We start from the raw sequence: 11259 nt of genomic DNA on the forward strand, positions 1-11259 counted from the left end.
GGCCGCGTTCGCCAAGGGACCCCTTCGCGGTCAGACCTCGCCCGCGGCATGCCGAAGGTAAGTGAGGAACTCGGTGACCGCGGCCGACTTCGCCCGGCCGGCGACGGTCGCGGCGAACACCCGGCGTACGGATGAGTCGGCACTCTTCAGCCGGAGCAGCGCGATGTCGGCGGGAACCGCCCGGCGGGCGAGCGCGGGGATGAGCGCGACGCCAAGGCCGGCGGCAACGCATCCCAGCTTGCCGGTCCAGTCGGCGGCGACGATGCCGGTACGCGGGTGGAAGTCCGGTGGCAGGCTCGCGCGCAGCAAGGTGTCCTCGTCGGTGGCCGAACCGGGGATGAAGGAGTCATCGGCCAACTCCGCAAGGCGTACGACCCGACGATGCGCCAACGGATGCGTAAGACCCACGGCCACCAGGAGGTGCTCGTCCAGCAGGTGGTTCAGGTCGTACCGTCCTGTGTCGAGTGGCTTGTCGGGTGCCGCGCTGACCACCGCGATGTCCGCGTCGCCGGCGCTCAGTCGTTCGAGCAGGTCGGGTGTCCGACCTTCCAGGAGCGCCAGTGACACCTTCGGATGGGTCTCGCGGAACGCACCCAGCGCCCGCGGGACGAGTGCCGCGACCGCGGTGGGAAACGCTCCGACCCTGATCCGGCCGGAACCCAACCCACGCAGCGCTTCCAGGTCACGCCGAGCGGCGTCGAGCCGGTCCAGGACGGCCTCGGCGTGAGTGAGCAGGCACTGCCCCTCCTCGGTGAGTGCGACGCCACGCGGCAGCCGGTCGAAGACCTGGGCACCGAGCTCCTGCTCGAGCACGGCTATCTGCCGGGAGACCGCGGACTGGGTGAAGCGCAGTTCCCTGGCGGCGGAGGTGATCGAACCGTGGCGGGCGACGGTACGCAGCACCTCGAGGGACTCGATCTGCATGGCGTTCATGCTAGGCCAAGCCATGCGGCATCGCGATGGCAGCCATGCAGGACATTCGGTGGTCGCATGGGAACGGCGTGCCTACTGTGGAAGGCGTGGCAACCATCGCAGTACTCGGCACCGGGCACATGGGGGCACAGATCGCGCGTCGCCTGCTCGGTGCTGGCCATGCCGTCACCGTCTGGAACCGCACCCCGGAACGCGCCGCTCCTCTCACCGAGGACGGTGCCCGGCTTGCCACGTCACCGGCCGATGCGGTGAGGGATGTCGCCTTCGTTCTGACCATGCTGGCCGACGCGGCTGCCGTCGATGCGTGCTGTTCGGACCTGACGGGGCCGCACCGTCGTCAACACCGCCTTGCTCACCGGACTCGCCGCGCTCGCCGACACGCTGGCGGTGGCATCCGCCGTGGGTGTGGACCGCGATGCCGCACTGGAACTGATCAAGGCGGGCCCGCTGGTCGGCGCCGTTCCACGGGCCGTCTCCAAGGGTGCGGTGTTCCCGGTCAGCCTCGCCGAGAGGGACATGGGTCTCGCCCTGGCCGAGCTCGGGAACGCACCCGCACCGGTCGCCCGCGCCACCGCGCGGGCGCTCCATGACGCACGGGACCGGAGTGCCGACCTCGCCAGCATCGTCTGAACGCGGTTCAGCTGGCCGACTCTCCGCGCGCGTAAGAACGACTGAAGGAGCCCATCGTGCAGGTCACTCTCGACAATCCCGCCACCGTCGCCGAACCCGTCGGCCCCTATGCCCATGTCGCCCGGCTGGACATCGACGGCGGCGCGTTGCTCATGCTGGCCGGGCAGGTCGCCGTCGACGACGCCGGCGAAGTGGTCGCGCCAGGCGACCCCGTTGCCCAGGCCGAACGCATCTTCGAACTCATCCGCGAGATCCTCGCCGCGCACGGCGCGACGTTCGCCGACGTCCTGCACATCCGTACGTACATGACGGACATGGACGACCTTCCCGCCTACGGTTCCGTACGCCGCCGGCTCTTTCCGGGCACGCCACCACCAGCCAGTACGACGGTCGAGGTGAGCCGGCTCTTCCGTCCCGAAGCGGTCCTGGAGGTCGAGGTCACCGCCGCGGTCACGACGAAGTAGGAACCGGCCACCTCACCGGATCGGCTCAGACGTCGAGGGTGACGGCGCACGTCCAGCCGTCGGCGTTCTCGTCGAATCGCAGCCCGTGCAGGGAAACCGCCTTCGGCACGGCGCCGACCAGTTCGGTCTGGTCGAGTCCGGTGACCGCGAACCGCACGTCGTAGCCCTCCTCTTCCGCTGGCTCGACGGTGGCCCGAAGGGGAAGGACGTCGGCGGTCTCCATGAGGTAGATGACTTCACTGAGCACTTCGACGAGGAGGTCTTCGTCGCCGTCCTCGGCGACCTCGAAGGTGGCGACGTCGGTCGGGCTCGCCGACGTGGTGTCGGCGAACGTCTCGACCATCGCGGTGACGGCCTCGGCCACGCACAGCTCCCGCGTCGGCGCCCACGCCTCGAACCGGCTGTCGGCCGTGTGCGGGACACTGCGATGGCCGGACTGCATGACACCTCCCGACGACCTACTCCTTCAGGATTCCCCATGCCGCCGCCACCGCGTCGTCGGCGGACCGCGCGGTGTCGATCGGGAGGGATTCGGGCCAGTCCGCGAAGTTCTGCTCCAGTTGCCCGGCGATCTCGGTCGTCGCGTCCGACGCGTCACCGACCCGCGAAGCGATGCGCGGCCTGGTGACCTCGGCGGGGGCCACACATCGCAGCTCCACGAGCGTGGTGGACGTTTCCCGCCCGAGCGTCCGCGCCGCCCGGCGTTCGTCCGGGTCGCTCCAGGTGGCGTCGACGATGACGGTTTCGCCGTGCTCGACCAGCGTCCGGGCACGGGCCAGCAGCTGCCGATAGGTGGCGTGCACGTGTTTACGTTCGTACAACCCGCGGCCGTAACCCGCGTGCGGGTCGAGCGCGGCGGCTCCGGGTACTTCCCGGCGGATCTCGTCGCTCCGCAGCAACGTCGCCCCCAGCTGGTCGGCGAGACCGGCGGCCACGGTCGACTTGCCGGTGCCCGGCAGACCGCCGACCAGCACGAGCCGGACCCGCGCAGTCCGCAGATGCTGCCACGCCATGCCGGCCAACTGTCGCGCGTTCGCCCGTTCCTCCGGCACACCCTGCCGATACCGCAGGCAGGCGACCTTGGCACGGACGAACGCGCGGTACGCGATGTAGTGGTGCACCAGCGAAGGCGGCGCCACCGTTCCGGAGAACTCGCCGTACCACCCGAGGAACCGCTGCGCGAGGTCCGCGGCACCCAGCCGTTCGAGATCCATTGCCAGGAAGGCGGCGTCGTCGATGCCGTCGACGTTGCGAAGCGCGTCATCGAACTCCAGGCAGTCGAGCACACGCGGCCCGTCGGGAAGACAGAAGATGTCATCGGCCAGCAGGTCGCCGTGACCGTCGACGACGTACCCGGCACTCGCCCGTTCGTCGAGCAGGTGCGCCCGCCCGTCGACGTAGGAGAGCGCAAGGGCGCCGATCTCGTCGAACTGCTCCTTGTCGAGGACGCTCCCCGCGAAGGGAGCGCTCTCGTTGAGGTTGGCGCTCCAACGCTTTCGTAGTGCGCCTGGCAGACCGGCGGCAGCCACCGCCGGTCCGGTCTCGGCGCCGGCGTGGAACGCCGCGAGCAGCCGCGCCAACGTCCGGAGGTCGGTTTCCACGTCCTCTCCCTGCCGGACCAGCGTGGAGAGCCGTCGATCCGCGGGCATGCGGCGCATCACGACGACCCAGTCGCGGGTCCTCCCCCTACTGTCCTGGACCTCCCAGAGGTCGAGGTAGACATCGGGCGCCAGCCGCCGGTTGAGATTCAGCTCCCGGCGACACGCCACCTCCCGCGCGGCGACGGTGGTGTAGTCGAGGAAGCCGAGGTTCACCGGCTTCTTGACCTTGTACGCACGATCCCCGATGAACGCGACCACAGCGGAGTGGCTCTCGGCGATCGACGCCGCCGTGTCGTGTCGCTCACCCGACAGACCGCCGTACGATCCAGCTGCGCGGGCGTTTCCGGGACGTCCTCGGGACCTCATCCGACCTGGGACGGCTGCAGGTTTCTGCGGCGCCGCCGTCGAACGATGACGGCACCGGTTACTCCAGCGCCGATGGCCAACGCAGTCACCGCAACGAGAGCCTTCACACCGAGTTCCTTTCCACGCCGGGACCGGTTCAGTCGGCCTTTCCGCGCCGAATCGTGCCCTGCCGACTCCGCTGATCCGGTTTCCTCAGTGGGCGAAGACGGAGCGCTCGGCCGGCGTGCGTTCGACCTCGGGACGGACGACCATGACCACGGACGCCGTAGCGAGCCACAGAACGAAAGTCGCAAAGGTGAGCAAGCTCATCACCGCGGCGAAGGTCGAAACGGTGATCGTCATGGCGGTTGCCACGCCGGCAATCAGCCCGATCACGGCGACGGCAAGGCCGAACCAGCCGAGCCACCTCCCCGCCAGCTCCCGGCGCACCATGGCGAGTCCCGCGGCTCCAGTGAACAGCGCGATCAGCAACTCCAGCGCCGCGCCGGAGAACATGCGTGCGCCGATCAGCGAGCGGGCAACGTCGCCGGCCATCATGCTCTGCGGCCCCTGCGCCAGATAGGCGAGCGCTCCGCCCGGCACCACACTCAGCAGTCCCACGGCGGACAGCGCGACACCAGCACCAAGCACCACGGGCGAGAACGCTTCCGCGCCACCTTCTGCCCGTTGCAGGACGTGCCGCAGGTGTCCGACGAACCACAGGAACACGACCATGGCCAGCAGGACCAGCAGCAGCGACACCCGCACCTGGACGCTGTAGTCGGCGAAGTACCGGATGATCGCCGCGGTCGAGCCGACCCCACCCGTCGACGGCAGTACCAGCACCGCTGCCGCCAGCAGGGCCGCGGACAACAGCCCGCTGCCTGCTCCGATGCGTTCCCACATGCGCTCGTTCATGACCGTCTCCTCTCAGGCGGATCTCTCGACAGCCAGCACACGCCGTCCTCATGTCCGACAGCAGGGGCGAACGACCACGGCCGTCGGGTGCCCAAGGTCCTGTCGATCCCGGGCCGGGCGGTACTGAGTAGGACCTCAACCCCCTTGGTGGGGATCCGCCGGCCACGTCGTCATCGGTCGCGGAGCCGCCACTCGCGGACGGCGTCGTGGACGTGCTCGAAGATCGCGAGCGGTGCGTCGGCCGGCGTGGCGTCGGTCGACTTGTCGGCCTCAACCCGCTCCCTGTTCGGCACCCTCGCCTGGGCGGCCTCAACGGCCCCGGCCATCTCCTGCAGCAGGCCGGGTGGCACCCGCTCACGGAGGAAGCGGAACTCCTCGTCCTCTTCGTACGTCGCGTGTGCGGCGATCGCCTCGGCCAGCGCCAGGAGCTTGGTTCTGAACTCAGGATGGTCGACGCCGAGGTCGTGCAGCTCGGCGAGCGCCTCCTTGGCGTCCTGCTCCTCCTCCAGCCGGTGCTCGATCACCTCGTCCCCATCGTCGATCTCCTTGCGCGCCATCGGGTGGACGACCTCTCCCTCGGTAGCCTCATGCACAGCAAGCAGCCAGACGAGATCTGCGAAAAACTCGCGCTTCTCCTTGCCTCCCGCCTGGGTGACCTTGATGAACAGGCTCCTGATCTCGTTGTGTTGCCGGGTGAGCAGGTCCACGACATCGTCCTTGATCGGCTCGGTCATGTCTCTCACCTCCTTGGTCCACTGAGTGAGATTCCTCGGCACAAATCCGTAGACGCGCAGGAGACACCGACGATGATCATCGCGTCGGCGCCTTTCGACGACCGGGACGACCGACCGCCGCCTCCAGTCTCTCCACGGAGTCGGACGAATCGTTCGGGACCAATGGCCGCGCCTTGCCTGCCGCCCGGAAGTCCGTCGGGTGCTATTCGGCCTGCCCCGCCGGGGGCGCCTGGACCACCACTGGATCAGTCACGTCGGGCGCGCCGCGAGCCGGCGCCGGTGCGTGAGCCGTTGCCGGACTGCTCAGGGACACGGGCGCGTGAGCGCGTCACGCTGCCTGGCCTTTCCCCGTCGATGCCCGCGATCTGCGAGTGCCCGACGTCGACGGCGAGCTGGTACGCGGCCTGCGCACTGACGGTGCCACCCTGCTCGGTGAGCAGGACCCGCCGGCTGCCGGCCGCCACCGGGGCGAGGTCGACATAACCCGATTCGATCGCCAGGTGGAACGCCGAGCGCGCTCCCGCCAGGTCACCCTGGTCGCGGAGCAGGACGCCGAGGTTGACCGCCGCCGACTGCACGACATCGGTGTGGCCGGAGTCCACGGCCCGCTGGTATGCCTCCCTGGCTCCCACGGCGTCGCCCTGTTCCTCCAGCAACATGCCCAGGTTGACGGCCGCGACAGGCGCGGCACTCGTGTGCCCCGATCCGGCGGCCACCTGGTAGGCCGCCTGCGCCGCGGCCAGGTCCCCGTGCTGGGCGAGCAGCGCGCCAAGGTTGTTCGCCGCCATCGGAGCGACGTCGGCGTGACCGGAGTCGACCGCGCGCTGGTAGGCCGCTCGCGCACCCGTCAGGTCGTCCTGCGCGGCGAGCAGCGCACCGAGGTTGTTCGCCGCCATCGGAGCGACGTCGGCGTGACCGGAGTCGGCGGCCACCTCGTACGCCGCCCGGGCACCGTCGGCGTCGCCGTGCTCCTTCAACAGTGAACCGCGGTAGAACGCGGCCATCGGTACGACGTCGGCGTGACCGGAGTTGACGGCGAGTTCGTACGCCATCTCGGCGCCGGCGACGTCGCCTTGCTCTGCGAGGAGGACTCCGAGGTTCAAGGCGGCAACGGGGACCACGTCGGTGCGCTCCGAGTCGACGGCCCGCTGGAACGCCGACCGCGCACCCGCCGCGTCGCCCTGGTCGCGCATGAGGACACCGAGGTTGACCGCCGCCACCGGCACCACGTCCGGATGCCCGGAGTCGACTGCCCGCTGGAACGCCGACCGCGCACCCGACACGTCCCCCTGGTCCTTCAGCAGGACACCGAGGTTGACCGCCGCCACCGGCACCACGTCCAGTTGACCCGAGTCGACTGCCCGCTGGAACGCCGAGCGCGCACCCGCCGCGTCGCCCTGCTCCCGCAGGAGTGAACCCAGGTTGACCGCGGCGACGGCGGCGGTGTCGGCCGAGCCGGCGTCGATCGCCTTCTCGAACGCCGACCGCGCGCCCATCACGTCACCCTGGTCGCGCAACAACGAGCCCAGGTTGTTCGCCGCTCGCGGCATCACGTCGGCGTGGCCGGAGTCCACGGCCCGCTGGAAGGCGACCTTCGCTCCCGTCATGTCGCCCTGGTCCCGCATCAGCGAACCCAGGTTGTTCGCCGCCCGCGGCACCACGTCGGCGTGACCGGAGTCCACGGCCCGCTGGAACGCCGACCGCGCTCCAGACAGGTCGCCCTGCTCCCGCAGGAGCAACCCGAGGTCGTTGGCCGCCCGCGGAGCGAGGTCGGCATGGCCGGAGTCAAGGACCTTCCGGAACGCCGGTTCGGCCGCCTGGAGGTTCCCCCGCAGGCTGGCGTTGATGCCGATGTCGAACGCGTCGTCGGTGGGGACGGCCGCGAGGAGTTCCTGCCACATCGGGTCGAAGACCGGCCTGCCCTCGTGCCCGTTGGCGCCCTCCTCGACCGCGACCAGGTAGTCGAGCACCTCGAAGCCGACCAGGCCGTTCCTCTGGGCTCGGGAGGATGCCGTACGTGCCGGTTGCGCAGGTGCCGCACGACCGCCCGCGGGTCCCGCTGCCGCCGGCGTACGTCCTGACCGGCCCGGCATCGACTGCCGGCCCGCGGCGGGTCGGCCGGCACCACCGCCCTGGCCCGCGCCCTCGACACCCGGCGCCGACGAACTGCCCGGCTGCTCCGCGGCCCGCAACAGCGACACCTCCGAGGCGATGGGCTCGGTCGCCCATGTCATGCCCTGCGCGAACAACGCTGACGTGGGGTCGAGGTCGATCCGGATCCGCCGGAGGTAGAGCGGGTAGAGCCCTCGCAGTTCCGATTCGGTGACGGGCCGCTTCAGCCCGGCCCGTCGTGCGTCGATCGCCGCCTGGACGATCGCGTAGCCGGCGGGGTCGGTCTCCCGGCCCGAACGGAACCGCTCGACCAGTTGCTCACCGCCGACGAGCGCCTCACCGATGCTCGTCGTGATCCGCTCCTGCGGATAGAGCTGCGCGGCCTCGGCCCGCTCCGGGGGCGTGAGCTGGTACTGCAACGGGATCTTCGTCGCCTTGCTCAGCGCCGCCCTGGCGACTGCCGCGACGTCGCCGCGTCCGGCGTGGATCTGGTCCCAGCGTTCCTTCGTCATCGTGGCCACCAGGACGGCGTTGCGGGTGGCCTTGTCGATCGTGTCCGCGGACAGGTGGGCGAGGTCGGCGGCGGTGAGGTCGTCCAGCCACAACACCCACGGCTGGCGCTCGGGCGCGACCGGCGGCTCCGGGCGGAGCAGCTCGGCCAGGGCCTCGCCGTTCTCCGGGATGACCACCATCGGGTCCTTCGTCCCCATCGTCTTTCGGATCGCCTCCACCACGGTGCGGGACTTGCCCGCCTTCTCATGGCCGACGACGACGACGAACGCGTACGGAGGACGGTCGGGGTTCAGCAGCGAGGCCAGCCGACCGTCGGCGGCCGGGCGTCGTACGTACGGCGCGTGGCCGCGTGAGGTGTAGCGGGTCGGTGTCGGACCGAGGTCCGCGTCCAGGAGTTCGGAGAGGCGGCGCGCGTCGCCGTCGAGGGTGCCTTCGGCGAGCGGCCGGGCGGGTGCCTGGTCCACCGTTTCGTCGCGGCGAGCCGCAGGGCGCTGCGCTCGTTGGCCGCGTTCGTCACCTCGTGCGCGGGGTTCGGTGCGCGACTCGCGCAGGCGAGTCCTTCGTTCGCGCGCTTCGGTGTCGTCGGCGACGGGCTCGTCCGCATCGGCGTCGTCTTCGGCTTCGGCATCGTCGTCCTCGTCGGACTGGTCCGCGCGCGGCCGGGTGGGGTTGAAGAGGTCGTCGGGGTCGTCGGCCTCTGCGGAGGTGTCACTCACGCCGAAGATCCACCCCAGGGCGGCGGCGGCGAGCGCCAGCAGCGCGAGGCCACCCAGCACGACCACCAGCGGGCGCGCACCTCCCCGCGTGAGCGTCTCCGTCACCGCGGACAGGCCGACAAGGACCACGCCGGCCATCGCCAGCGACCGTACCCAGTTGCGCCGGTCGGTCAGGATCGGCTTCCGCGCGTCATCTTCATGCCGCTCGGCCACAATCCACCCCCTGGGCCTGCACGAGGCCATCAACGACCCGCGGTGGCCGCAGGTCCTGTTGGCCGCTCCGCGGGCCTTGTCGTGACATTCCCCGGGTGCCAGCTACCTCGATCGCCGTCCTCCGGAAGTCCTGACCCCGAAGGAAACATCGCCGATCACGCCGGGCGGCCCGGAGACATCTCAGTCCCCAGTGTCCACATAACGTGGCCACGCCGGGCGGGAATGGTGGACAGATTTACGCCGCACACAATCATGGGTCGAAGTTGCGTCGAACGCACGGAACGATCTGGATCGAAATGCGGCGACCAAATGGACCTCTGGTCCCTTGACATTCGCGGAGTGGGCGCCAGTGCCGTGCGGGTGTAAGGATCGAAAACAGCAGGCGTCGACCACGGGGCACGGTGATTCATATGCAACTCTTCCCTTCGATCCCGTTAGCGGACTGGAAAGACAGCAAAGAGACGTTGCACCGGTTCGCTCAGATCGTCGGCAAGGTTCGCCTGGCAGCCGGCGTAAGGCGCAACCACTGGTGGAATGTCCCCTACCATCTCACCGGCCGGGGCATCACCACCCGACCCATGGGTCTGGTCGACGGTAACCCGGTCTTCACCGTCGACTTCGACTTCGTCGACCACCGGCTGGTTGCGCAGTCGATCGAAGGTGGGTCAGCGGCTTTCTCCCTGCTCGGCCATTCGGTCGCGTCCTTCTACGACCGCACGTTCGAGGCGTTGGACGCGATCGGGGTGAAGGTCACGATCGACCATCCGCACCCCTTCGACATTCCAGGCGATGGACACCCCTTCAGCTCCGACACCGCGCACGCGACGTACGACCCGGTCTGGGTCAACCGCTATTGGCAGGTGCTGAGTCAGGTCAATCTTCTCCTCGAGAAGTTCTCTTCGGGATTCTCGGGCAAGATCAGCCCGGTCCATCATTTCTGGCACACATTCGATATCGCCGTGACGAGATTCTCCGACCGAGTTGTCGAACAGTCACCGGAAACCGATCCCGTCACCCGTGAGGCGTACTCCCGCGAAGTCATCAGTGCGGGATTCTGGTTCGGCGACGACGCGTTTCCGGAGCCGGCGTTCTATTCCTACGTCGCCCCGGCACCCGAGGGCCTCGCCGACCAACCCCTCCGCCCGCCGTCGGCGCAGTGGCTGGAGCAGCGCGGGAGTCCTCTCGCCGTGCTGCGCTATGACGACGTACGCACCGCTGACAATCCGATGGGCAACGTCCTCGACTTCTACGAGACGGTCTACCAGGCCGGCGCCCGGCTCGCCGGGTGGGACGTCGAACGGCTGACGTGCCCTGGTGGGATCACCGACCCCTACGCCTGAGCGATTGGAGCGAGCGCACCACTGAACGCAGCACGCGGGTTCGCTGCGAAGCGAGATCCCGCGTGAGCGGGTGGTGGTGCACCCTGCCGTCCAGCAGGTCGAGCACCCGAGCCGCGCCCCGATGGTCCTGTGTCGGGCGGTCGAGGCCGTCGAGCACCTGCGAGGTCACCGCACCGTAGGCGAGGTGCGGGATGAGGTCCGCCGCCCAGTCCCTGGCCGCCCAACCTCGCGGGTCGGTGACACCGAGGGCGGCCATCGGGGCGTTCCCGGCGAGCATCGCCACGACCATCGCACCGACCGCGCCCACGACCGGGCTGGGCCGCCAGCCGAGCCCGCGGAGCGCGCCGAGCAGCGCACCCGTCGCGACACCGGCGGCGAGACCGGTCAGTGGGGCCAGCCCGGCGACCCGGTTGTGCCGTTGTTCACCCTGACCGGGCACCGGGACATGCGTCTTCATGGACAGGATCTCCACGGTGTCCTCCGGGGTGTGGCTCGCCGCCCTGCCGCGCGCGGCCATGTCGAGATAGGTGACGGCGTTGAGCGCGGTCGTACCCGCCGCACCCGCCGCGGCACCCCGCAGAACTGACCGCAGCAGCCCACCCATACCCCGTCCCCTTCCCTCGCCGTGCCGGACCGTGTCGAGGTCCTCGAGAGACCCCCGCCCTCGCGCCTACCCCACCCGCCGTGACTTACGCGGGAACCTGTCGGATGTCCGCGGACACATGTGAGGTGTACGCGCG

General features: G+C 69.8%; 10 protein-coding genes and 1 pseudogene. 4 read left to right on the forward strand and 7 right to left on the reverse strand.

What is annotated here, in order from left to right; all coding sequences use genetic code 11:
• Nucleotides 1–30 precede the first annotated feature (30 nt).
• Nucleotides 31–924 (reverse strand): LysR family transcriptional regulator, encoded by an 894-nt coding sequence (locus tag ABN034_RS19210; protein WP_349692361.1) that lies wholly within the window; start codon nt 922–924, stop codon nt 31–33.
• Between the two features lie 44 nt (nt 925–968).
• Between ABN034_RS19210 and ABN034_RS34470 the strand changes: the two are divergent.
• The 3 genes and pseudogenes from ABN034_RS34470 to ABN034_RS19220 all read left to right on the forward strand — a co-directional run.
• Nucleotides 969–1238, forward strand: a pseudogene (locus tag ABN034_RS34470) (NAD(P)-binding domain-containing protein); the annotation flags it as partial.
• 43 nt (nt 1239–1281) lie between these two features.
• Entirely contained in the window at nt 1282–1563 is a 282-nt protein-coding gene (locus ABN034_RS19215) for a hypothetical protein (protein ID WP_349692362.1), read from the forward strand.
• A 56-nt stretch (nt 1564–1619) separates the two neighbouring features.
• Entirely contained in the window at nt 1620–2027 is a 408-nt protein-coding gene (locus tag ABN034_RS19220) for a RidA family protein (protein ID WP_349692363.1), read from the forward strand.
• Between the two features lie 25 nt (nt 2028–2052).
• Here ABN034_RS19220 and ABN034_RS19225 read toward each other — a convergent pair whose 3' ends face one another.
• The 5 genes from ABN034_RS19225 to ABN034_RS19245 all read right to left on the reverse strand — a co-directional run bounded on the left by ABN034_RS19225 (nt 2053) and on the right by ABN034_RS19245 (nt 9179).
• Nucleotides 2053–2469, reverse strand: a complete 417-nt coding sequence (locus tag ABN034_RS19225) for an archease (protein ID WP_349329527.1) — start codon at nt 2467–2469, stop codon at nt 2053–2055.
• 16 nt (nt 2470–2485) lie between these two features.
• A complete protein-coding gene (locus tag ABN034_RS19230) occupies nt 2486–3994 on the reverse strand; it encodes a bifunctional aminoglycoside phosphotransferase/ATP-binding protein (protein ID WP_349692364.1) in 1509 nt (502 codons plus the stop codon).
• 192 nt (nt 3995–4186) lie between these two features.
• Nucleotides 4187–4891: a hypothetical protein gene (locus ABN034_RS19235; protein WP_349692365.1), complete on the reverse strand. Its 705-nt coding sequence runs from the start codon at nt 4889–4891 to the stop codon at nt 4187–4189.
• A 170-nt stretch (nt 4892–5061) separates the two neighbouring features.
• Nucleotides 5062–5625 carry a hemerythrin domain-containing protein gene (locus ABN034_RS19240; protein ID WP_349692366.1) on the reverse strand — a complete coding sequence of 188 codons (564 nt, stop codon included), beginning with the start codon at nt 5623–5625 and terminating at the stop codon, nt 5062–5064.
• 245 nt (nt 5626–5870) lie between these two features.
• Nucleotides 5871–9179, reverse strand: a complete 3309-nt coding sequence (locus ABN034_RS19245; protein WP_349692367.1) for a tetratricopeptide repeat protein — start codon at nt 9177–9179, stop codon at nt 5871–5873.
• Between the two features lie 410 nt (nt 9180–9589).
• Between ABN034_RS19245 and ABN034_RS19250 the strand changes: the two genes are divergently transcribed.
• Complete coding sequence (locus ABN034_RS19250; RefSeq protein ID WP_349692368.1) at nt 9590–10519, forward strand: DUF5996 family protein; 930 nt, start codon at nt 9590–9592, stop codon at nt 10517–10519.
• On the opposite strand, the gene ABN034_RS19255 is transcribed toward ABN034_RS19250, so the two are convergent.
• Nucleotides 10500–11123: a hypothetical protein gene (locus ABN034_RS19255; protein ID WP_349692369.1), complete on the reverse strand. Its 624-nt coding sequence runs from the start codon at nt 11121–11123 to the stop codon at nt 10500–10502. The two genes, ABN034_RS19250 and ABN034_RS19255, sit on opposite strands and share 20 nt — an antisense overlap.
• Nucleotides 11124–11259: the final 136 nt, after the last annotated feature.

Origin of the sequence: Actinopolymorpha sp. B11F2, assembly GCF_040195635.1 — a bacterium.
Lineage (GTDB): Bacteria > Actinomycetota > Actinomycetes > Propionibacteriales > Actinopolymorphaceae > Thermasporomyces.

Coding starts and splice junctions, on each gene's coding strand:
- ABN034_RS19240 (WP_349692366.1), bottom strand. CDS start 5,625: ATGACCGAGCCGATCAAGGACGATGTCGTGGACCTGCTCACCCGGCAA.
- ABN034_RS19230 (WP_349692364.1), bottom strand. CDS start 3,994: ATGAGGTCCCGAGGACGTCCCGGAAACGCCCGCGCAGCTGGATCGTAC.
- ABN034_RS19255 (WP_349692369.1), bottom strand. CDS start 11,123: ATGGGTGGGCTGCTGCGGTCAGTTCTGCGGGGTGCCGCGGCGGGTGCG.
- ABN034_RS19235 (WP_349692365.1), bottom strand. CDS start 4,891: ATGAACGAGCGCATGTGGGAACGCATCGGAGCAGGCAGCGGGCTGTTG.
- ABN034_RS19225 (WP_349329527.1), bottom strand. CDS start 2,469: ATGCAGTCCGGCCATCGCAGTGTCCCGCACACGGCCGACAGCCGGTTC.
- ABN034_RS19210 (WP_349692361.1), bottom strand. CDS start 924: ATGCAGATCGAGTCCCTCGAGGTGCTGCGTACCGTCGCCCGCCACGGT.
- ABN034_RS19250 (WP_349692368.1), top strand. CDS start 9,590: ATGCAACTCTTCCCTTCGATCCCGTTAGCGGACTGGAAAGACAGCAAA.